The following is a 20844-nucleotide window of genomic DNA, read 5'->3' on the forward strand; positions in this document are numbered from 1 at the left end:
CCCCTGGGTGCAACCTTAGTCACACCCGTCACTTTTCACGACGAATTTTCTCGTTGCTGCGAGTACAGCGTCGAGTAGACCCCGCCGGCGTCGATGAGTTCCTGGTGCGTTCCGCGCTCGACGACCTCGCCGTTGTCGATGACGAAGATCACGTCCGCAGACAGCACCGTCGAGAGACGATGGGCGATGGCGATCGTGGTGCGTCCTCGGGATGCCGTGTCGAGCGCCGCCTGCACGACCCGTTCCGAGATGGTGTCGAGCGCGCTGGTGGCCTCGTCGAGGATGAGCACCGCCGGGTCTTTCAACAGCACTCGCGCGATCGCGATGCGCTGCTTCTCGCCGCCCGACAACCGGTAGCCCCGCTCCCCCACCACCGTGTCGTATCCCGCGGGAAAGCTCATGACGCGATCGTGGATGTTCGCCTGCCGCGCCGCGTCCTCGATCTCGGCCTGCGTCGCATCCGGCTTCGCGTAGCGCAGGTTCTCGCCGATCGTGGCGTGAAAGAGGTACGTCTCCTGGCTGACGATTCCGAGGTTCGCTACGAGCGAGTCCTGGCTGAGCTCGCGCACGTCGGTGCCGGCGAAGCGCACCGTGCCATCGGTCGCCTCGTAGAAGCGCGGCACCAGGTACGACACGGTCGTCTTGCCCGCCCCCGACGGCCCGACGAACGCGGCGAACTGGCCGGGCTCGATCACGAACGAGACCCCGTTGAGGGTCGGCCGCGAGTCGGTCTCGGCATCCGGGTAGCGAAACACGACCTCGTCGAATTCGACCCGGCCGAGGGATGCCGTCGCGACCGACCGCGCATCGGGCGCGTCCGCGATGGCCGGCTTCAGATCGAGGTACTCGAAGATCCGCGCGAAGAGGGCGCTCGAGGTCTGCAGGTCGAGCGCGACGCGCATGAGCCCGAGCAGGGGGAACAGCAGCCTGGCCTGCACGGTCGTGAAGGCGACGATCGTGCCCGCCGTGATGTCGGGCGCCCCGCCGACCAGCAGCCAGCCGGCCACGAGGTACACGATGGCGGGAATGGCCGACAGGAAGATGTTGACCATCGCGAAGAACCACTGGCCGCTCATCTGCTGGCTGACCTGCAGCCGCACCTGGGTGGCGTTCTCGTCGGCGTAGCGGCGGATCTCGGTCTGCTGGCGGTTGAAGCTCTTCGACAGCAGGATGCCCGAGACGCTCAGCGTCTCCTGGGTGATCGCCGTCATGTCCGACAGCGACTCCTGCGTCTTCGTCGCGATCCGGGCCCGCACCTGGCCGACCCGGCGCTGCGCGAGAACCAGGATGGGCATGAGCACCAGGGCCACGATCGTGAGCTGCCAGTTCAGCAGGATCATGGCGACCACGGCTGCGATGAGCGTGACCGTGTTGCCGAGGATCGACGAGATCGTGTTCGTGAGAACGTTGGCCACGCCGCCCACGTCGTTCTGCAGGCGCGACTGGATGACGCCGGTCTTCGTCTTGGTGAAGAAGCTCAGCTCCATCGCCTCGAGGTGGGTGAACAGGCGAACGCGGAGCGCGCCCATCACACTGTTGCCGACCTTCGCGGTGAGATACGTCTGCCAGACGCTCAGCAGGCTCGACACGACGTAGATCACGATCATCAGCACGACGATCTCGATCAGCACCGGCAGGTTGGGGCCCTGGATGATCGAGCCGGCGTCTCCCGTGTCGCTGCCTGAGCCTGCCGAAGGGTCTGCCGAGGGGAAGAGACCGTCGTCGAACGCCCGCTGCGTGAGCAGCGGAGGGATCACCGTGAGACCGGCGCCGAGAAGCACGAGCACGATCGTGCCGATGATCGGTCGCCGATAGGGAGAGAACAGCGAGAGGATGCGACTCAGCAGGTGGTCGATCTTCGGGGCGTCCTTGTTCAGCTCCTTCTGGAGGTCCGCGTCGCCGGCGCTGACCCCGCCTCGGCGGCCGCCGCCGCCCCCTCGCATACTCATCTCTTCAACTTACCCGCCGCACAACGCACAAAGCCCTTCGACGGGCTCAGGGAACGATGCGTTCCCTGAGCCTGTCGAAGGGCGACTCAGTGCCTGATCTTGTCGAAGGCGGCCTAGCCCTTCGTGGCTCCCGCGAGCAGGCCTCGAACGAAGAAGCGCTGCAGCGAGAAGAACACGATGAGCGGAACGATGATCGAGATGAACGCACCGGCCGACTGCAGGAACCATTGGTTGCCCCAGGTGCCCGACAGCGAGTTGAGCGTCTGCGTGAGCGGCAGCGAGGTCGACGGCGCGAAGATCGTCGCGACCAGCAGGTCGTTCCACACCCAGAGGAACTGGAAGATGGCGAACGACGCGATGGCCGGCGTGGCCAGGGGAAGCACGATACGGAAGAAGATCTGTCCGTGTCCGGCTCCGTCGACGCGAGCGGCCTCGATGACCTCACCCGGAATCTCCGAGATGAAGTTGTGCAGCATGAAGATGGCCAGCGGCAGGGCGAAGATCGCATGGGCGATCCACACCGTTGCGAAGCTGTGCTCTGCGTCACGCAGCTCGAACCCCGGGAAGATGCCGACGCCGTTGACGGTGAGACCCTTCGAGAAGAGGCTCAGCAGCGGAACGAGCGCCATCTGGATGGGCACGATCTGCAAGGCGAAGACACCCACGAACACGATGTTCTTGAACTTGAAATCGATCCAGGCGAAGGCATAGGCCGCGAGCGAGGCGATGACGAGCGGGAACACGGTTGCAGGAATCGTGATGCCGAGCGAGTTGATGAACGACTGGCCCAGGGTCAACGCGGTTCCACCCGAGTTCAGCGCCTGCGAATAGTTGTCGAGCGTGAACGACGGGTTGACGAAGACGGTCCACCAGCCGCTCGACTGGGTGTCGGCACCGGGTCGGAACGAGGTGACGAAGAGGCCGAAGGTCGGGATGGTCCAGATGACCGCGATGATGATCGCGGCGATCGTCGCGCCCTTCGAGGTGAGGCGCTTCTGCGCCATCTTCTCGCTCTTCTGGGTCTGCCGGGCGACCTGACGCTTCGTGCGTGTGTCGACGAGAGTGTCGGCGGTCATCGGATCTCCCTCTGCTTCCTCATCTGGTTTGCGTTGTAGATGATCAGCGGCAGCACGAACAGGAACAGCACCACGGCGAGGGCCGCCGAGTGTCCGTAGCTCTGGAAACGCTGCTGCTGGTTGACCATCTCGAAGCCGAGAACGGTCGTGTTGGCGCGACCACCGGTCATCACGGCGACGATGTCGTACACCTTGAGGGAGCCGATGGCGATCGTCGTCAGAACGACGATCAGGGAGGAACGGATGCCGGGAACGGTGACGTTGCGGAAGCGCTGCCAGGCGTTGGTGCCGTCGAGTTCGGCGGCCTCCATCTGCTCGGTCGGAACTCCCTTGATGGCGGCCGACAGGATCACCATGGCGAAACCGGTCTGCGTCCAGATGAAGACGACGAGAAGAAGGAGCGTGTTGATCAACGGCTGCGCGTCGAGCCACGAGACGGGCTGGCCGCCGAAGGCGGTGACGATGGCGTTGAGCAGACCGACCTGCTCGCCCTGCCTGTTGTCGTAGATGAACTTCCAGATGATTCCGGCACCCACGAACGAGATGGCCATCGGCATGAACACGAGCGACTTGAGGTACTTCTCGCCGCGGGCCTTGTCGATGAACACGGCGTAGGCGAGGCCGATGATCGTGGAGAACACCGGAGCGACGAGCACCCAGATGAGGGTGTTGACGACCGACCAGAATCCCTCGGGGTTGGTGAAGACCCAGAAGTAGTTCTCGAGTCCCACGAACGTGGTCGTCGTCTTGTCGAAGAACGACTGGTAGATCGTCGCGATGGTCGGGTAGATGAGTCCGATGGCGAGAAGCAGCACTGCCGGCGCCATGAAGGTCACCAGCTGGAAGAGGTAGCCCGCTCCCTGCCTCGACCGGTAGTCGGCGAAGAAGAGCAGGGCGCCGACGACGAGCGCTATGACCAGGACCCAGATCAGGGCGTTCTGGTACGGGCGCAGCAGCATGAACGCGAGAACGGGAATCACGAAGCACGCGGCGAGACGCAGCCAGAAGTAGAAGTTGCCTGAGCGAGGCGCGTACTCGATGAGAACGAGGATCAACGCGATCACGAGGCCGAAGATCACGATGATGATCGGGATCTGAACCAGCGGGTTCAGGTTGCCCATCCATCGGAAGAGGCTGTTCAGCGAGAAGCCGAGCGAGACGGGCTTCGCGTCATCGTTCGGAGGCGAGGTGATCAGCAGGATGAAGACGACGGCCAGGATGACCGCGGCCCCGGCGACGACCAGCCTGGTCGTTCGTGCCGACGGCGGCCGCTTCGGGGAGTCGTGCGGCTCCGGAGGTACTTGCGACACCGGAGGCGTCTTCGTTCGTGTGTCGGACATGGATACCCTTTCGAGTACAACGGTGGACTCTTGGATTGGCCAACAGTAGCGCTTAATGAACCAGCGCGTTGATCATGAGATCTGCGGGGCCGAGAGTGGGGGCCGCCCCGTTGCAAGAGCGGCCCCCACTGGGCGCCGGGCACGTGTGCCCGACAGGTGGTTATGCGTTAGTTGTCGTATCCGGCCTGGATGTCACTGAGCACCGTGTCGGTGTCCTTGCCATCGATCCAGCTGACCATGCCCTTCCAGAACGAACCGGCACCGACGGTCGACGGCATCAGGTCTGAGCCATCGAAACGAACGGTGGTGTTCGGGTCCTGGAGGAGCTTCATGGCGTCCTGCAGAAGCGGGCTGGATGCCTTGGACGGGTCGGCGTTCAGGTTGGCCGAGATGCTTCCGCCGAGACCGACGCGAATGTCGGCCCACTCGGGAGTCGCCATGTACGCCGTGACCTTCTGGACTGCCTCGGAGTCGGTGAACGGGGTGACGAACTCGCCGCCGACCTCGATGTTGGCCGCGTCGGCCTCGATGCCCGGGAGGACGAAGCCGTAGACGTCGCCGTCAGGTCCGACCGTGGGGGTCTCGCCCGCAGCGGTCTTCACGTCGAGGAAGTTCGCCGAGAGGAACGATGCCTGGTGGGTCAGGGCGCAGCTGCCGTCGGCGACCTTCGCCGCGACGTCACCGAATGCGGTGGAGTTGATGCTCTTCACGTCGCCGTAGCCCGCGTTCACGTAGTCCGGGTTCAGCAGGATCTTTCCGACGGCGTCGAACGCGTCCTTGATCTCGGGGTCGGTGAACTTGACGTCTCCTGCGACCCAGTTGTCATAGACCTCGGGGCCGGACTGGCGAAGGACGAGGTCCTCGATCCAGTCGGTTCCGGGCCAGCCCGACGCGGCGTCGGAGGCGAAGCCTGCACACCAGGGGGCGGCACCCGTCTTGTCGCGGATGGTCTGCGTCATGGTGAGGACTTCGTCGTACGTCGTGGGAACCGTGATGCCCCACTCCTTGAACTGAGCCGGCGAGTACCAGACGTAGCCCTTGATGCTGGCGAGCATGGGGGCGGCGTAGAACTTGTCGTCGAAGGTGCCGTACTTCTTCCAGTCGGGCGACCAGTTCTTGTCGACGTTGGCCTCGGTCTCTTCGCCGGCCTCCTTCACCTCGCCGGTGTCGACGAGGGTCTTGAGCAGACCCGGCTGGGGAACGATGGCGATGTCGGGGGCGGAACCACCGGTGACCTTCGTCACGATGTTGCCCTCGAAGCTCTTGTCACCCGTGTACTCGACCTTGATGCCGGTGTCTTTGGTGAAAGCGTCGAACGACTTGTTCAGAGCGTCGGCCTCGGTGCCGGTGATGCCACCGGAGATCTTGACGGTCTGGCCCTCGGTCGAACCGGAGTCGGTGCCGCTTTCTTCGGCGCAGCCGACGAGTGCGAGTCCGACGATTGTGGCGATGGCGATGGGTGCTGTGATACGGCGATGCAGGGAAACCCGCATTTCTCCTCCTCATTGAGTCGAGAACAGATCGTCAGGACTGCCGATCTGCCTGCCGGTTGAGTGACCGGACTAGGGCGCCCCAACCGCGCGAACAGGCCGCGAGGAGGGCAGGTAGGAAAACCTTTCCATAAGTCCTAATAAATCACAAGCTCTCTCTCGGCAGTCAAAAATTCCGTAACGATTCGATACCGAGAGCGCTCTCAGAGTTCCGCTCGTTTCCAGGGACGACACTATGGTGGGGCAGCGGAATTGTGACGGAGACGTTACGATTCTGGAAGCGGTTGCAGACGAGGAGGTCGGCCAGGAATGTCGGGCATCGAAGACGTCGCGCTTCGAGCGGGGGTATCGAAAGCCACTGTCTCGCGCGCGCTGAGCGGTCGGGGGTACGTGTCGACCATCACCCGCAGCAGGGTGGAGACCGCGGCGAACGAGCTCGGCTACGTGGTCTCGTCGAATGCCTCGAGCCTCGTCACCGGTCGCACCAACAACGTGGGCGTCATCATCCCCGTCATCAACCAGTGGTTCTTCGGCAGCATCATCGAGGGAGTCGAACGCGCGCTCCTCGACCGCGGCTACGACCTCATGCTCTACAACCTCACGAAGAACACCGAGGCCCGCAGCAGGGTCTTCGAGTACTTCCTCGTTCGCAAGCGCGTCGACGCGATCATCGCCGTGACCCTCGAGATCTCACCCGACGAGGCGACATCGCTTCTCGCGCTCGGCAAGCCCATCGCCGGAATCGGCGGCCCCCTCGCCGGAATCCCCACGCTGAGCATCGACGACATCGCCGCGGCGAGGCTCGCGACCGAGCATCTGATCGCCCTCGGGCACACGAACATCATGCACGTCGGCGGCGATTCAGCCGAGCTCATGGATTTTCACGTGCACTCGAAGCGGTTGCAGGGTTTCCGAGACGCGCTCGGAGCCGCCGGCCTGCCGTTCAGCGACGAGTCGTACATGGCGACCCACTTCGACATCCCCGGAGGCTACGCGGTGGCGAAGCAGATCCTGGGCGATCCCCGGCGGCGGCCCACGGCAATCTTCGCGGCAGCCGACGAGGTCGCCATCGGAGTCATCCTGGCGGCTCGCGAGCTCGGCATCTCCGTGCCCGACGACCTCTCGGTGATCGGAATCGACAACCATCCGCTGGCCGAGCTCTTCGGCCTCACCTCGATCGCGCAGAACCCGGCGAAGCAGGGCGAGCAGGCGGTCGACCTGGTCATCCGCCAGCTCGAGACCTCCGGTTGGACTCCGCCGAGCATCCACACGATGGTGCCCGCACAGCTCGTGATGCGCTCGAGCACGTCGGCCCCGAGAACGGGCGCCCAGCGCTGACGCCACGGCGCCGTTCGCCCAATCCTGCTTCGGTGCCGGTCGAGCGAACCCCTTCGGCGCCGGTCGGGTAGCGAGGAACGAGCGTATCGTGCGGTCAAGCCGCTTCGCATCTCGGTGGCGGGGTAAACGCTGTTTTGCGCTGGTCTAGTAGGCCGCCTGCGGCCGTATCGAGGCCACCGTCCCACTGAGGTGCGGAAAGTGGCCGCGTCGACCGTCGGCGAGGCGGCCACTTTCCGCACTTCAGTGCGTCGGAGATACGCCACACCAACGCAGTATTCGGGTCGGATGCGCTCATCTCCGCCCATTGCACTGTCGAGTAGGCCACGAAGCTGCCGCATCGACGCCACCGCGGTAAGGATGTCGAGAGCACCGGCTCGTGCCTCGGGCGGCCACTCAATCAACGCATGGTGGGGTCACGTTTCATTGGAGACCACCGTGAGGCGATACGCCGTGCTCGTTCCTCGCGCGGCTACCCAATCAGCGCAGAACGGGGCCGGATGCGACTAGTCGCGTTCTCCTCGGAAGGCGCGGCCCGAGGCGACCAGGAATTCGTCGAAGGTGGCTCGCGCCCGGCGACGACGGTCGCCGCGGGCATGGCCGGCCGCGCGCACGCGCGGCTCGGGCCGCCTGGTGCGCAGGCGTTCGGGGCGCCAGCGATCCGGCCACCAGGTGTGCGCGAGCGAGAAGGCGAGGAGCAGCCACCCGGGAACGAGCAGCCAGCCGTTCGGCGCTCCCCATCCCCCGAGGATGGCCGACGCGATGAGGAGACCCGCACCGACCGCGCTGCCGACGAGGGCGAGCTCGCCGTTGCGGATCCACCAGAGGCGGGCGCGACGCGTGAAACGGAGCGGAACCCCGACTACCACGACGAAGACGGTGGAGATCGCCGAGGCGACGACCGCGGCGAGCAGGCAGAGCAGAAAAGCCCCGACCCCGCCGTCGGCGTAGCCCGAACCGAGCAGAAGGATCGTGGCGGCCACAGAGAGAGCGGCGCCGGTTGCGATGACCTGCGCTGTCAGAACTCCGAGCTGAGCGGCACCGCTCGCCACGGGAGGCGCGACGGCCTTGACGGTGCCGACGACCCGGGTCGCGGATGCGCGAACACCGGCGCGCGCACTCGGATCGAAGAAGGAGCGTCTGTCGCGGGCGGGCGGGGCGTCGTGCACCCGCGGGGGAACATCGTCGTAGACCGTGGCCATGATCGCTCCTTCCCTGAGCAGGTCTTCAGGGTACACATGACGGCTGAGAACACAGCCCCTCAAGGAAACACAGAAGGCCCCCGCACGTTCAGTGCGGGGGCCTTCTGATTCAGTAGCGTGCTCCGAAGTCGGAGCGCAGACTACTTGAGGGTGACGGTTGCGCCAGCCTCTTCGAGCTGAGCCTTGGCCTTCTCGGCGGTCTCCTTGTTGGCGCCCTCGAGGACGGCCTTGGGAGCGCCGTCAACGAGTGCCTTCGCCTCTCCGAGACCGAGGCTCGTGAGGGCGCGCACCTCCTTGATGACCTGGATCTTCTTCTCGCCAGCAGCCTCGAGGACGACGTCGAAGGAATCCTTCTCCTCGACCTCTTCGGTTGCGGCGGCAGCTCCACCGGCCGCGGCGACCGCGACGGGGGCAGCAGCGGTGACCTCGAAGGTCTCCTCGAACGCCTTGACGAACTCGCTCAGCTCGATGAGCGTGAGCTCCTTGAACGCGTCGAGCAGCTCTGCAGTTGACAGCTTTGCCATGATTTTCTCCTTGTTTCCCCTTCGACAAGCTCAGGGAACGGTTTGGTGTTACCTGCGCACAACGCTCAGGGAACGGTTTGTTGAAGGGTGTTAGTTACTTGACTGCTTCTCGCGCAGCGCATCGACCGTGCGAACGGCCTTCGACAGCGGTGCGTTGAAGAGGTATGCGGCACCGAACAGCGAGGCCTTGAAGGCGCCCGCGAGCTTGGCAAGCAGCACCTCCCGGGATTCGAGGTCGGCGAGCTTCGAGACCTCTTCGGCGGAGAGGGGGTTACCGTCGAAGTAACCGCCCTTCACAACGAGAAGAGGGTTTGCCTTGGCAAAGTCGCGCAGGGACTTCGCAACGGCGACAGGGTCACCGTGAACGAATGCGATGGCGGACGGGCCGGCGAGTTCGTCGTCGAACGACGAGATGCCGGCGTTGTTGGCCGCAATCTTGGTCAGCGTGTTCTTTACCACGGCGTAGCTTGCGTGCTCACGAAGGGTGCCGCGCAGCGTCTTCAGCTGGGCGACCGTGAGACCGCGGTACTCGGTCAGCAGAACGGCGGTCGAGCTCTGGAAAAGTTCCGTGAGTTCGGCAACCGAGGCTTCCTTGTTCGCCATGGCGCTCCTTGTGGTTTCAATGCCGGTAGCCCCGGGCTCACCCCACAAAAAAAGCTCCGGCGCAGGAGGCCGGAGCGAATGCACACGAGTGTGCGTTTACTGACTATTCCTGCGCAGGTCTTCACGGACGTGAACCTTCGATCACAGCGTCTGCGTTCGAACAAGTCGAATGCGGGCACGGCGATAACCGGCGGTCTTTGGCTTCGTTCACTGTACGTCATGCGCCGGAGCCATGCAAGTGCGGCCCCGGATCATGCCGTGGTACTACGACAACACGTCCCGGGTCCGATGCCGTGGAACATCCTCGTTCGTAGCGTTGAAGCATGACAACTTCGACACGCACCCCAGACACCCCGAACACCCCCGACACGACCGAGACGGCGACGATCGCCCCCGACCTCACGGCCACCACCCCGCTGCCCGGCACGCCGCAGACGGCCCCCGGCCAGACAGCCCCCGGCCAGCCGGCCACCCCGGCGGCATCCCCTCAGTACGGCTACCCGCCCGTGCGTCCGACCAACGTGCTGGGCATCATCACCCTGGTTCTCGGCGTGCTCGGATTCGCGATCGTTCCGGTGATCACCGGGCACATCGCTCTGGCCCAGATCAAGCGCACGGGCGACGACGGTCGCGGCATCACGATCGCCGGCCTCGTGCTCGGATACATCGGCCTCGCGGGCTACCTGCTCGCCGCCCTGTTCTTCTTCGGGGCGCTCTTCCTCGGAGCGGTCGGCGCCATCGGCTCCTATCGCTGATGCGCCGGTCGCAGGCCGCCGCTCGCGCTCTCCGTCGTCGGATAGGCGACGTAGGCGACGCGGCGGCCATCAGGTGACCAGCCCGGCACGTTCGTCGTGCCCTGCCCGCCCAGGAACGAATCGATCGTGGTCACCGCGCCCGACGCGAGCTCGATCAGCCTCAGTTCGACCTCGAGGTTCGGCGGATGGCCCGTCGTTCCCACCGGGTAGCTGAGATAGAGCACGTGCCGCCCGTCGGGCGAGGGATGCGGGAACCAGTTCACGCGATCGTCGTGCGTGACCCGCGTCAGCTGCGTGCCGTCGGTGCGCATGCGGAACAGCTGGGCGTGGCCCGGGTACTCGCCGGCCCGCTCGGAGTTGAACCAGATCCACTCGCCGTCGGCCGAGAAGTCGGCTCCGTCGTCGGCGAACGCGTCGTCGGTGAGCTGCGTGTGCGGCCCGCCCGAGGCCGGCAGCGTGTAGACATTGGTCACCCAGTCGCCGGATGCGTCGAGGCCGCCCCCGATGGCGGCCAGCGTCAGACCGTCGGGCGAGACCGAATGCAGGTAGTACTTGAAGCGCAGCGCCGGATCGGGCAGCTCGGTCACCGGAGTCGCCGCACCGCCGCCCCAGGGAAGCCTGTACAGCCGGCCGTCGCGGGCCGAGACCAGAAGGTGCCGCCCGTCGGGCGAGATCACGTGGTCGTTGTTCAGCACGAGCGGTGCGGGCACCGGCATCGGCTCGAGCGCCGATGACCCGTCTGCGCGCAGGCGCACCAGGCCGCCCTCGACGTTGAGCACGAGCCATTCGCCCTCGGGATGCCAGTTCGGCGCCTCGACTAACAGCGAGGTCGAGCTGAACACGACCGACGTCTCACCCGAATCGAGGTCGAAGATGCGCACGTCGGCGCGCTGATCCGCGCGGAGGGTCAGGAACGTCATGCCCTCCATTCTGGCCGCCTGCCGCGGCTGTTCGACTCAGCTCGACTCCGGCGTGCGGCGTCGGCGCACGAACAGCACCGCGCCGAGGCCCAGGATGGCGGCGAGAGTCGCCCCGATGAAGGGCAGCATCACGTCGGCCCCCGTGTCGGCGAGGGAGCGGTCGCCGCCGACGGGACTGGTCGTGCCCGCGCTGTTCTTCGTGCTGTTCTTCGTGCTGGACCCCGGCGTGGTGGAGCCGGGCGTGGTCGTGCCGCCCGTGCTCGATCCCCCGGAATCCGACCCGCCGTCGACCGGCGTGGTCGTGGGCGGTGTGGCGACCAGGAGGGAGACGGTCGACGGCGTGCCGAGGGCCGCGCCGCCCGTGGGCGCCGACAGCGACACGGTGAACGGAGCACTTGCCACCTCGGCTGCGGCGAGCGCCCGCGCGACCGCGTGGTCGGCGACCACCGATGTCGCTGCCCGCGCCGATGCACCCCCGAGACCCGGCGCATCCGTCGGATCGCTCGGCGGCACATCATCGCTCGGCGGCACATCGTCGCCGGGCGGGACGTCGCCACCGGACGGCACATCGCCGCTGCCGGGCAGCCCACCCGGCACATCGCCGAGGAAGACGATCGGAATCACCTTGTCGGCGGTGTCGCGATCGAGGAAGGTGACCTGGGTGTCGATGGGGGCGATCACCGAGGCGAGTTCTGCGGGCAGCGCCTGGGAGTCGACGCTCACCCCGACGACCCCGTCTGCACCGCCGCTGCGGTGCACGCTGATGAAGGCCCGGTCTCCTGCAGCGATGCGCGACGCCGACGCGCTGATCGTGAGGATGCCCGGAGCGGCTTCTGCGGCGGACGCCGCGAGCGGTGCGCCCAGCGGGTTCGCGGCGACGAGGCCGGCGGCAAGGGCCGCTGCGACGGCCAGGAGGCCGGTGACACGCCTCGCGGCGGCGGGACGATCGATCATGCGACGACGGAGTGCACTAGTACTCACTATGTGGGGAATCCAATTCGGTCTCGAGAACGTATCTTTTCCCCCAGCCTCAGTACTATAGCCCACAGGGCCCACGGGGGGCGGGTTCTGTCGATGATCTACCGCCGACTCACGCACCCGGAGAACAGATGGCCAAGAACGACGCACGGTTTTCGTCCGTCGGCGCGAGCCATCACCTCGCTCCGGGAAACACGCCAGAGATGCCCGAACTCGTGCCCTCCGGCTCGACGTCTGGCGCCCGCCTGAAACGCGCCACAGCGCTTCCGCTCGCCAAGCCCGCCGCCCCGCGTCGTCGTCGGCGCGCCGCATGGGTCGTGCTCAGCATCGGCTTCTGGCTCGCCCTCGTCGCAGGGGGAACGTCGCTGATCGTCGCGGCCACCGGCTCGGGCGGATCGGACGATCCGCCCGCGTCCGATACCGATTCCCGCTCCGACGCCTACTTGGCGGCCGTCGACGAGTTCCGCAGCACCTGGTCGGCGGAGGCGATCACCGGGCTCGGCGCGACCTCGATCGGCATCACGCTCGAGACGAAATACGACGAGTTCTCGCAGACGACGCGCGCCTACGACGCGCTGGCGCAGCAGTGCGCGGCTCTCGACGGAACGCGCAGCCGGTTCGATGCTCTCGTCGGCGTACCGCCGCCGACGGCTCCCTCGCCGGCCCAGCGTTCGGCCGACGAGTCCGTGAACGCCCGCGTCGACGAGGCGACCGCCTCGATCGCGCCCCTGCTCGCGGCGGCGAACGAGCTGCTCTCCGACGGCAGAACCCAGCTCGACACCCTCGACACCCTCTGCGATTCGCTCACGCGACTGCGGCCGATCGCCGACGCACGCGCATCGGAGACGACCGCCACCGCCACACCGCTGATGGTTCCGCCCGGGGAGTCCGAGCAGGTCGTCACCACCAGCGGCACGGTCGAGTTCGCCTGCTCGGGCGATGCTCCCTGCCAGCCCCTCGCGAGCCCCGCGCGCGAGAGCTACGGCGCGGCGATCAGCGCGGTGAACACCCGCTTCGACGACGCCGCAGCCTCCTTCTACTCCGATCACTGCCCCGTGACCGCTCTCGCCGACTACTGCGTTCTCGCGGCCGATCTCTGGTCGAAGCGCTCCGCGGTCGACGCCGAGTCGGCAGCCCGATTCGCCAAGGAGACGCCGTTGAACGCCGGCGTTCCCCTGCCCGAGTACAGCGCCTGGCTCGAGACGACCGACGCCGAATTCGAGGCGGGCCAGGCCGCGCTCGACGACTGGCTGACGGCCTACTCGGGCGGAGACGCCGCGCAGCCCGGCGACAGCGCGTTCGTCACGGTCGTGTCGACGACCGCAGACGCGGCCGAGAGCCGTTTCGCCCAGCTTCGCGACGCCGCGAGCGACGCCGCCGCAGGCTGAGTCAGCGGGCGGCCGCTCCCACCGCTCGCTTCGGCAGCGTGATGCGGAACGCGGTGGCACCGGGACGCGACTCGACCTCGACGCCCCCGCCGTGCGCATCCACCACGGCCCGCACAATCGCGAGACCGAGCCCGGTCGAGGTCGAGCCGGCCTGGCGGAATCTCGACACGTCGCCGCGCACGAATCGCTCGAACAGGGTCTCGACCAGCACGGGATCGATGCCGGGGCCGTCGTCGGAGACGGTGATGATCGCACTGGGAACCCCGGATGCGTCGACGCCGGACGCGAGCGCCACGGTCACCTCGGTGCCGGCGGGCGTGTGCACCCGCGCATTCGCGAGCAGGTTCGACACCACCTGGTACAGCCGAGGCCCGTCGCCGGAGACCTCGATCGGCTCCTCGGGCAGGTCGAGCACCCACTCGTGATCGCCCGCCGCGACGTGGGCGTCGCTCACGGCGTCGACGAGCACGCGGGTGAGGTCGACCGGAGCCTTCTCGATCGACGGCCCCTCGTCGAGACGGGCGAGCAGCAGCAGGTCCTCGACGAGGCTCGTCATGCGCGTGGCCTCCGACTCGATGCGGCCGAGCGAGTGCGTCACGTCGGGGGGCAGGTCGAAGTCGCCGCGCCGGGTCAGCTCCGCATAGCCGCGGATCGAGGCGAGGGGCGTGCGCAGCTCGTGGCTGGCGTCGGCCACGAACTGGCGCACCTTGTTCTCGCTCGCCTGCCGCGACGTCAGCGCAGAGGCCACGTGTCCGAGCAGCTTGTTGAGCGAGGCCCCCACCCTGCCCACCTCGGTGCGCGGATCGGTGTCGGCATCCGGAACGCGCTCGGCGAGCGCCACGTCGCCCCGGTCGAGCTGGAGCCGGGTGACCCTGGTCGCCGTGGCGACGACGCGATCGAGCGGCCGCAGGGCGAGGCGGATGAGCACGGTTCCGAGCAGCGCGGCCACCACGAGGCCGCCGATCGTCACGAGAACGGTCACGATCACCAGCTGCGTGACCGTCGCGGTGACATCGGCGAGGGGAAGGCCGACGACGATGCCATTGCCCGATTCGGAGCGGTCGAACGCCACCCGGTAGTCGCCGAGCGACCCGCCCAGGTTCACGGTCTGGGGCTGGTCGGTCGCCGTGAGCGACGAGAGGGTGTCGAGCTGCTCGGTCGTGAGCTGCTGCAGCACCCCGGCGGAGTCGACGATCGCGGCGCGGTCCACGACTCCCCCGAGGCTGAAGCCGCCCAGGGTCCCTGCGGCCTGCCCGGGGCCTCCCACGAAGGCGGGATCTCCGGAGGATCCGGTGCTGCCCGAGCTCGGGGAGTCGGGCCGCGGCCCGTCGATCGACATGAGCGACCTGTTCGTGGCCGTCTGCAGCTGCGTGTCGAGCCGCGCGAGCAGAAACCCGTTGAGGGCCAACGACGAGACGACGCCGATGATCAGCCCGACCAGGGCGATCAGGGCGAGAACGCTCAGGATGAGCCGGTTGCGCAGGGTCATGGATCGCACTGATGAAGGCCGGTCGGCGCTCAGGCCGCTTTGAGGATGTAGCCGGCGCCGCGCACGGTGTGGATCATCTGCGGGCGTCCGGCATCCACCTTCTTACGCAGGTACGAGATGTAGATCTCGACCACGCTGGAGCGACCACCGAAGTCGTAGCTCCAGACCCGGTCGAGGATCTGCGCCTTCGACAGAACCCGGCGAGGGTTGCGCATCAGAAATCTCAGCAGTTCGAACTCGGTCGCCGTGAGCTCGATGGGGTCGCCGCCGCGGTGTACCTCGTGGCTGTCCTCGTTCAGCACGAGGTCGCCGATCGAGACCTCCGGGTCGAACGCGTCGGTGAGCGTGAGGGTCGAACGACGGATGAGGCCGCGCAGGCGGGCCACCAGCTCCTCTAGGCTGAACGGCTTGGTCACGTAGTCGTCGCCGCCCGCGGTGAGGCCGGCGATGCGATCGTCGAGCGCGTCCTTCGCGGTGAGAAACAGCACGGGCGTCTCCTGCCCGTCGGCGCGCAGGCGCTGAAGCACGGCGAGGCCGTCGATGTCGGGCAGCATGATGTCGAGCACGATCACGTCTGGCTTGAATTCGCGGGCGATGCGCAGCGCAGTCTGCCCGTCGCCCGCCGTGCGGATCTCCCACCCCTCGTAGCGCAGGGCCATCTGCAGCAGGTCGGTGAGCGTGGCCTCGTCATCGACGACGAGGGCGCGCACGGGCGAGCCGTCGGCCCGGGTGATCTTGGGGCGGGAGGAGGAAGCGTGGGTCTCGGTCACAAGCCCCAAGTATCGACCCGGTTCCTATGCGGATTCTATGAATCAGGCTGCGATCGGCTGTGGACATCGGAAGCCCTCCCCTCTTACGTGATTCATAGCCTCGTCATAAGCCTCGCCGGGGCGGCGTCCCTACCGTGTGACCGCGGATCACCCGCACCGACACCGCCTTCCCAAGGAGCCCCATGTTCATCACCTACCTCCGGCGAGAACTCGTCAACAGACGAAAGCAGACCATCATCATCGCCGTCGGCATGGCCCTCGCCATCGCCCTCGTCATCATCGTCAACTCCGTCGCGGCCGGCGTCAAAGACGCCCAGACCTCTGTTCTCGGCAGCGTCTACGGGGTCGGAACAGACATCACCGTCTCCAAGGCCGCAGCGGCCCCGGGCGCTGACGGCGCCGGAGGGCCCGGCCAGCGCTTCGACTTCGGCGCCGACGCGGGCTCGACGGCAGACGGATCGACGGCCGTCGCGACCTCGCGCCTGACGGCGGGCATGGGCACGTCGACGTTCGACGCGACGACCCTCGACACCGTCACCGCCGAGAACGGCGTCTCCGAGGCCGCCGGCGTTCTGGCGCTCACCAACACCACCTTCGACGGCGAGCTGCCCGACTTCAGCCAGATGCCGCAGGGCGCTGCTCCGGGCGAGGCGGCCGAGGGCACGGCCCCGACCGGCGGGGCGGATGGCGCGGGCGGCTCCTCATTCAACGTCGATTCGTTCACGGTGCTGGGTCTCGACCCCGCGGCATCCGCTGTCGGCCCCCTCTCGGCCGTGACGCTGACAGACGGCCGCACCCTCGCATCCGGCGACACCGGCACTTTCGTGGCCGTGCTCGACAGCGCCTACGCGACGACGGCCGAGCTCGCCGTCGGCGGCACGATCGACATCGGCGGCACGTCGTTCGAGATCGTCGGCCTCGTCGAGTCGTCGAGCGGCGACGCGTCGACCGCATCGAACGTGTACATCCCCCTCGACGTGGCGCAGAGCCTGAGCGGCGAAGACGGCATGATCTCGAGCATCTACGTGCAGGCCGCCTCGGCCGACGACATCGCGTCGCTCAAGACCTCGCTCGAGACGGCGCTGCCCGACAACACGGTGAGCACACAGTCCGACCTCGCGTCGAGCGTGTCGGGTTCGCTGTCGACGGCGTCGACCCTCGTGGGCAACCTCGGCACCTGGCTGTCGGTCATCGTGCTCGCCGCCGCGTTCCTGATCGCGATCCTGTTCACCATCTCGGGAGTCACGCGCCGCACCCGCGAGTTCGGCACGCTGAAGGCCATCGGCTGGAGCAACCGGCGCATCGTCGGCCAGGTCGCCGGGGAGTCGCTCGTGCAGGGACTCATCGGAGGCGTCGCGGGCATCGCGATCGGACTGTTGGGTGTGATCGTGGTGAACCTCGTGGCCCCGACCCTCAGCGCGACGGCGTCGACCCAGACGGCCGGCGGGCTTGCGGCACCGGATGGCGCGGCAGCCGGCGGGCCCGGCATGGGCGGCGGCGGCTTCGGTCAGGCGGCGCAGGCCGCGGCGACCTCCGACGTGGTGCTCAACGCCCCCGTCACGGTGTCGGTCATTGTGATCGCGGTAGGGCTCGCCGTGGTCGGCGGCCTGCTCGCCGGCGCGATCGGCGGCTGGAGGGCATCGCGCCTCCGGCCGGCCGAGGCGCTGCGCGCCGTCGCCTGATCATCCACCCACCCGCGTTTCCCCCACCCGCGCATCTCTTACTCGCGCATCCATTACTCGCGCATCCACGAAGGAGCGACACATGTACCAACTCACCGACGTCACGAAGAGCTACACGAAATCGAAGCACACCGTCACCGCGCTCAAGGGCGTCACCCTCACCATTCCGAGCGGCCAGATGGTCGCCATCCAGGGCCCGACGGGCGGAGGCAAGTCGACGCTGCTGCAGATGCTCGGCGCACTGGACAGACCCACATCGGGCCAGGTGATGCTCGGAGACTCGACGCTGTCGAAGCTCGGAGACACGAAGCTGGCCCACATCCGGGCCAAGGAGATCGGCTTCGTCTTCCAGGGCTTCAACCTGATTCCCACCCTCTCCGCACGCGAGAACGTCGAGACCGCGCTCGCGCCCCTGGGGCTCTCCAACGCCGAGCGCACCTCGCGGGCTTCGGCGGCGCTGGAGTCGGTGGGGCTCGGCGAGCGCATGCTGCACCTGCCGGCCGAACTGTCCGGCGGTCAGCAGCAGCGGGTCGCGATCGCGCGGGCGATCGTGAAGGACCCGGAGGTGCTGCTGGCCGACGAGCCCACGGGAAGCCTCGACGAGGAGACGCGCGACGAGATCATGGAGCTGCTCGAGGGCATCTGGCGCGAGAAGCAGCTGACGCTGATCATCGTCACGCACGACTCCGCGGTCGCGAAGCGGGCCGAGCGCCGCCTGCACATCAAGGGCGGGGCGGTGAAGGAGCTGTAGCTCCGCTTCCTGAGCCTGTCGAAGGGCCGTTCCCTGAGCCCGTCGAAGATCCGTTCCCTGAGCCCGTCGAAGGGCCCCTTCGACAGGCTCAGGGAGCGGGGGGCGTCAGTCGCGCCAGCTGTGCTTCGGGTCGTAGCCGAGCAGGCGACGGGCCTTGTCGATCGAGAGCAGCGTCTTCGTGTCGCCGAGCTCGCCCCGGGTCTCCACCCCCGGGTACACCTCGGCGACGAGTTCTGCGTTCGGGCGGCTCATCACCGTGTCGGCCGCCGCGATGATGAAGCGGTCGAACCCGGTGTGCTGCCACTCGAGCGCCTTCAGCACAGCCTGGGCTCCGTCGCGCGCATCGATGTAACCCCAGAGGTTCCACTTGCGCTTCAGAGCATCCGAGTCGAACGACGGGAACTCCGCGTAGTCGGACACATGCATCACGTTCGAGAAGCGCAGGGCCACGATCTTCAGCTCGGGATTCCACCTCGTGAGCTCGATCGCCATCGTCTCCTCGAGGTGCTTCACGAGCGAGTAGGTGCTCTCGGGCCGGGCCGGGTACTCCTCGTCGACCGGAATGTAGGGCGGCGGCACGTCGAAGGGCAGGCCGAGCACCGTCTCGCTCGACGCGTAGACGATGTTCGTGATGCCGGCCCGCTCCGCGGCCTTGAACACGTGGTACGTGCCGAGCATGTTGTTCTCGAACGTCACGACATCGCTCCGCATGCCCGGCGCCGGGATCGCGGCGAGGTGCACGATCGCGTCGAAGCCGTCGGGCCCGTCGTCGATGCTGTGGAACGCATCCACCACGTCGCCGTAGTTCGCGAGGTCGAGCCGCACGAAGCCCGACCCCCGCTCGCCGACGACGTCGAAGTTGGTCACGGTGTGGCCTTCGGAACGCAGGTACGACAGCACAACGCTGCCGAGCTTTCCAGAACCACCGGTCAGGGCAATACGCATTGAAACTCCATTGTCGTGAGGCGGGCGCGAGGCGGTCATCCGGTCGATGCCGAGCGCGTCCCTCCAGTCTGTCACCGGTCGTGAGCGAGAATAAGCAGGTGACTCTTCAGCCCATGCTCTCCTTCCCCTGGGAAGACGAGCAGAGGCCCGCCCGCCCCGCGCACCTCGACCGACTCGTCGCCGACGGCACGAACCGGGTCGAGTGGCTGCGCGCGCGCAGCCGCGGGGTCACCGCCACCGACGTCGCCCGCCTCACAGGGCCGCAGAACCTCGAGTCGGTCGCCTACGACAAGATCAACGGCACGGGCTTCGGCGGCAACATCTTCACCGAGCACGGCAGGGATCGCGAGCCGCACATCGCGCGCTACGTGCGAGCCATGTACGGCGTGCTGCCGAGTTCGTCGCTGTTCCACGCCGAGGGCGAGAAGCGGCATCTCGCGACGCCCGACGGTGTGGCGGTCACCAAGCACGGCACGGTCGAACTCGCCGAGATCAAGACCACGAACAAGGCCTGGCGCTCCATTCCGCGGCACTATCTGCGGCAGGTCTGGTGGCAGCAGTATGTTCTCGGCGCCGAACGAACCATCGTCGTGTGGGAGCAGCACGACAACTTCCTTCCCGTCGACCCCGAACCGCAGAGCCGGTGGGTCGACCGCGACGAGAACGAGATCGCGCGCCTCGTGAGCCTCGCCGACAAGCTGCTCGCGCTCATCCAGCCCGGGCGATGACCGTCGTCCTGCTGCACGGCCTGGGCGGCGAGAGCTCCCAGCCGCTCAGCCTGTTCGCCCCGGTGATCCCGCCTACCGTCACCGTCGTGGCACCCGACGTGAGGGCGCACGGCAGCAGCACTGTCGTGGGATCGGCGGCCGACTTCTCGCTGGCGAATCTAGCCGACGAGGTGGCCCTGGCGCTCCTGGCGGCCGGCCACGCATCCACACCGCTCACCCTCATCGGCATCTCCATGGGTGCTGCGATCGCTCTTCGCCTGGCGCTCGACGAGCGCCTCGACGTGCGCGAGGCCGTCTTCGTGCGACCGGCCTTCACCGACAGCGGGCTCCCGCCCAACCTCAGACCCTTTCCCGTGATCGCACAGCTGCTGGCCGACCATGGCGCCGTCGAGGGCGAACGACGCTTCCGCACCGGCGCGGTGTTCGCGCGTGCCGCCGCCGAGTCCCCCGTCGGCGCCGACGCGTTGCTTCAGCAGTTCCGCAGTCCGCTCGCAGTGGAGCGCTCGAGGCGACTCGTCGAGATCCCCCGCAACCGTGCCTGGTCCGACGCATCCGAGCCCGCCGCCGTGACCGCCCGCACGGCCGTGGTCGCCGCAATCGGCGACCCCGTGCATCCGGTCGCCGTCGCCCGCCGCTGGGCCGAGCTGCTGCACGACCCGGAGTACGCGGAAGTGCCGTCGCGCGACGCGGGCTACGGAGCGCAGGTGGCGGCGGTGCGCCGCAGCGTCACCGCATTCCTGGGGTGGGACGCGGCGTCGACCCGCTAGAGCACAGGAACGCCCGCATGATCACCGATATTTACTGTCTTATGAGACACTAAATATGTTACTGTCCTAGAGGACGGTTTATTGGTGTGGTCGATCGGGATGCGACTTTCGCGGCGCCCGCACCCGTCTTCACGGTGGTCGCAGCCAGCGTC

19 protein-coding genes are annotated in these 20844 nt (G+C 67.3%); 7 read left to right on the forward strand and 12 right to left on the reverse strand.

The features are described from left to right. Positions 1-35: 35 nt before the first annotated feature. The 4 genes from ASF06_RS01395 to ASF06_RS01410 form a co-directional block, all read right to left on the reverse strand. Positions 36-1943: an ABC transporter ATP-binding protein gene (locus ASF06_RS01395; RefSeq protein ID WP_442853923.1), complete on the reverse strand. Its 1908-nt coding sequence runs from the start codon at positions 1941-1943 to the stop codon at positions 36-38. Between the two features lie 119 nt (positions 1944-2062). After that, the gene (locus tag ASF06_RS01400) at positions 2063-3025 is read right to left on the reverse strand and encodes a carbohydrate ABC transporter permease (RefSeq protein ID WP_055942413.1); all 963 of its coding nucleotides are present in this window, start codon (positions 3023-3025) and stop codon (positions 2063-2065) included. After that, entirely contained in the window at positions 3022-4365 is a 1344-nt protein-coding gene (locus ASF06_RS01405; RefSeq protein ID WP_082500615.1) for a carbohydrate ABC transporter permease, read from the reverse strand. The genes ASF06_RS01400 and ASF06_RS01405 overlap by 4 nt, the downstream gene beginning before the upstream one ends. Before the next feature lie 167 nt (positions 4366-4532). Then, complete coding sequence (locus ASF06_RS01410) at positions 4533-5858, reverse strand: ABC transporter substrate-binding protein (protein WP_055942416.1); 1326 nt, start codon at positions 5856-5858, stop codon at positions 4533-4535. 306 nt (positions 5859-6164) lie between these two features. Between ASF06_RS01410 and ASF06_RS01415 the strand changes: the two genes are divergently transcribed. Next, positions 6165-7193 (forward strand): LacI family DNA-binding transcriptional regulator, encoded by a 1029-nt coding sequence (locus ASF06_RS01415; RefSeq protein ID WP_055942419.1) that lies wholly within the window; start codon positions 6165-6167, stop codon positions 7191-7193. Positions 7194-7696: 503 nt separating this feature from the next. On the opposite strand, the gene ASF06_RS01420 is transcribed toward ASF06_RS01415, so the two are convergent. The 3 genes from ASF06_RS01420 to rplJ form a co-directional block, all read right to left on the reverse strand. Further along, positions 7697-8392 (reverse strand): hypothetical protein, encoded by a 696-nt coding sequence (locus ASF06_RS01420; RefSeq protein ID WP_055942422.1) that lies wholly within the window; start codon positions 8390-8392, stop codon positions 7697-7699. 140 nt (positions 8393-8532) lie between these two features. Continuing rightward, positions 8533-8916: a 50S ribosomal protein L7/L12 gene (rplL, locus tag ASF06_RS01425; RefSeq protein ID WP_055924190.1), complete on the reverse strand. Its 384-nt coding sequence runs from the start codon at positions 8914-8916 to the stop codon at positions 8533-8535. Positions 8917-9006: 90 nt separating this feature from the next. Beyond that, positions 9007-9519, reverse strand: coding sequence for a 50S ribosomal protein L10 (rplJ, locus tag ASF06_RS01430; protein ID WP_055924194.1), 513 nt, complete (start codon positions 9517-9519; stop codon positions 9007-9009). Positions 9520-9842: 323 nt separating this feature from the next. On the opposite strand from rplJ, the gene ASF06_RS01435 reads away from it, so the two are divergent. Continuing rightward, positions 9843-10274 (forward strand): DUF4190 domain-containing protein, encoded by a 432-nt coding sequence (locus tag ASF06_RS01435; RefSeq protein ID WP_055942427.1) that lies wholly within the window; start codon positions 9843-9845, stop codon positions 10272-10274. Here ASF06_RS01435 and ASF06_RS01440 read toward each other — a convergent pair. Both ASF06_RS01440 and ASF06_RS01445 read right to left on the reverse strand, forming a co-directional pair. Continuing rightward, positions 10265-11194, reverse strand: a complete 930-nt coding sequence (locus tag ASF06_RS01440) for a TolB family protein (RefSeq protein WP_235500857.1) — start codon at positions 11192-11194, stop codon at positions 10265-10267. The genes ASF06_RS01435 and ASF06_RS01440 overlap by 10 nt on opposite strands. Before the next feature lie 36 nt (positions 11195-11230). After that, positions 11231-12148: an LPXTG cell wall anchor domain-containing protein gene (locus ASF06_RS01445; RefSeq protein WP_055942429.1), complete on the reverse strand. Its 918-nt coding sequence runs from the start codon at positions 12146-12148 to the stop codon at positions 11231-11233. A gap of 155 nt (positions 12149-12303) precedes the next feature. Here ASF06_RS01445 and ASF06_RS01450 point away from each other — a divergent pair, with 155 nt between their 5' ends. Beyond that, positions 12304-13560 carry a hypothetical protein gene (locus ASF06_RS01450; protein WP_055942432.1) on the forward strand — a complete coding sequence of 419 codons (1257 nt, stop codon included), beginning with the start codon at positions 12304-12306 and terminating at the stop codon, positions 13558-13560. Position 13561: 1 nt separating this feature from the next. On the opposite strand, the gene ASF06_RS01455 is transcribed toward ASF06_RS01450, so the two are convergent. Both ASF06_RS01455 and ASF06_RS01460 read right to left on the reverse strand, forming a co-directional pair. Beyond that, positions 13562-15049, reverse strand: coding sequence for a sensor histidine kinase (locus ASF06_RS01455; protein WP_055942436.1), 1488 nt, complete (start codon positions 15047-15049; stop codon positions 13562-13564). Between the two features lie 29 nt (positions 15050-15078). Continuing rightward, the gene (locus tag ASF06_RS01460; protein WP_055924209.1) at positions 15079-15819 is read right to left on the reverse strand and encodes a response regulator transcription factor; all 741 of its coding nucleotides are present in this window, start codon (positions 15817-15819) and stop codon (positions 15079-15081) included. A gap of 182 nt (positions 15820-16001) precedes the next feature. On the opposite strand from ASF06_RS01460, the gene ASF06_RS01465 reads away from it, so the two are divergent. Then, positions 16002-17501 carry an ABC transporter permease gene (locus tag ASF06_RS01465; protein ID WP_055942438.1) on the forward strand — a complete coding sequence of 500 codons (1500 nt, stop codon included), beginning with the start codon at positions 16002-16004 and terminating at the stop codon, positions 17499-17501. An 82-nt stretch (positions 17502-17583) separates the two neighbouring features. After that, on the forward strand, positions 17584-18252 hold the full coding sequence (locus ASF06_RS01470) for an ABC transporter ATP-binding protein (protein ID WP_055942441.1): 669 nt from the start codon (positions 17584-17586) through the stop codon (positions 18250-18252). Between the two features lie 105 nt (positions 18253-18357). Here ASF06_RS01470 and ASF06_RS01475 read toward each other — a convergent pair whose 3' ends face one another. Next, positions 18358-19197 carry an NAD-dependent epimerase/dehydratase family protein gene (locus ASF06_RS01475; RefSeq protein ID WP_055942444.1) on the reverse strand — a complete coding sequence of 280 codons (840 nt, stop codon included), beginning with the start codon at positions 19195-19197 and terminating at the stop codon, positions 18358-18360. Between the two features lie 98 nt (positions 19198-19295). Between ASF06_RS01475 and ASF06_RS01480 the strand changes: the two genes are divergently transcribed. Both ASF06_RS01480 and ASF06_RS01485 read left to right on the forward strand, forming a co-directional pair. Continuing rightward, positions 19296-19925: a YqaJ viral recombinase family protein gene (locus tag ASF06_RS01480; protein ID WP_326940670.1), complete on the forward strand. Its 630-nt coding sequence runs from the start codon at positions 19296-19298 to the stop codon at positions 19923-19925. Next, positions 19922-20692 (forward strand): alpha/beta fold hydrolase, encoded by a 771-nt coding sequence (locus ASF06_RS01485; protein ID WP_055942447.1) that lies wholly within the window; start codon positions 19922-19924, stop codon positions 20690-20692. The genes ASF06_RS01480 and ASF06_RS01485 overlap by 4 nt, the downstream gene beginning before the upstream one ends. The last annotated feature ends 152 nt before the right edge of the window (positions 20693-20844 follow it).

Origin of the sequence: Agreia sp. Leaf244 (assembly GCF_001422695.1) — a bacterium.
Taxonomy (GTDB): domain Bacteria; phylum Actinomycetota; class Actinomycetes; order Actinomycetales; family Microbacteriaceae; genus Agreia.

Bases quoted from the DNA above. Each gene is read 5' to 3' on its own strand.
- ASF06_RS01395 (WP_442853923.1), bottom strand. From the start codon at position 1,943: ATGCGAGGGGGCGGCGGCGGCCGCCGAGGCGGGGTCAGCGCCGGCGAC.
- ASF06_RS01400 (WP_055942413.1), bottom strand. From the start codon at position 3,025: ATGACCGCCGACACTCTCGTCGACACACGCACGAAGCGTCAGGTCGCC.
- ASF06_RS01405 (WP_082500615.1), bottom strand. From the start codon at position 4,365: ATGTCCGACACACGAACGAAGACGCCTCCGGTGTCGCAAGTACCTCCG.
- ASF06_RS01410 (WP_055942416.1), bottom strand. From the start codon at position 5,858: ATGCGGGTTTCCCTGCATCGCCGTATCACAGCACCCATCGCCATCGCC.
- ASF06_RS01415 (WP_055942419.1), top strand. From the start codon at position 6,165: ATGTCGGGCATCGAAGACGTCGCGCTTCGAGCGGGGGTATCGAAAGCC.
- ASF06_RS01420 (WP_055942422.1), bottom strand. From the start codon at position 8,392: ATGGCCACGGTCTACGACGATGTTCCCCCGCGGGTGCACGACGCCCCG.
- rplL (WP_055924190.1), bottom strand. From the start codon at position 8,916: ATGGCAAAGCTGTCAACTGCAGAGCTGCTCGACGCGTTCAAGGAGCTC.
- rplJ (WP_055924194.1), bottom strand. From the start codon at position 9,519: ATGGCGAACAAGGAAGCCTCGGTTGCCGAACTCACGGAACTTTTCCAG.
- ASF06_RS01435 (WP_055942427.1), top strand. From the start codon at position 9,843: ATGACAACTTCGACACGCACCCCAGACACCCCGAACACCCCCGACACG.
- ASF06_RS01440 (WP_235500857.1), bottom strand. From the start codon at position 11,194: ATGACGTTCCTGACCCTCCGCGCGGATCAGCGCGCCGACGTGCGCATC.
- ASF06_RS01445 (WP_055942429.1), bottom strand. From the start codon at position 12,148: ATGATCGATCGTCCCGCCGCCGCGAGGCGTGTCACCGGCCTCCTGGCC.
- ASF06_RS01450 (WP_055942432.1), top strand. From the start codon at position 12,304: ATGGCCAAGAACGACGCACGGTTTTCGTCCGTCGGCGCGAGCCATCAC.
- ASF06_RS01455 (WP_055942436.1), bottom strand. From the start codon at position 15,049: ATGACCCTGCGCAACCGGCTCATCCTGAGCGTTCTCGCCCTGATCGCC.
- ASF06_RS01465 (WP_055942438.1), top strand. From the start codon at position 16,002: ATGTTCATCACCTACCTCCGGCGAGAACTCGTCAACAGACGAAAGCAG.
- ASF06_RS01470 (WP_055942441.1), top strand. From the start codon at position 17,584: ATGTACCAACTCACCGACGTCACGAAGAGCTACACGAAATCGAAGCAC.
- ASF06_RS01475 (WP_055942444.1), bottom strand. From the start codon at position 19,197: ATGCGTATTGCCCTGACCGGTGGTTCTGGAAAGCTCGGCAGCGTTGTG.
- ASF06_RS01485 (WP_055942447.1), top strand. From the start codon at position 19,922: ATGACCGTCGTCCTGCTGCACGGCCTGGGCGGCGAGAGCTCCCAGCCG.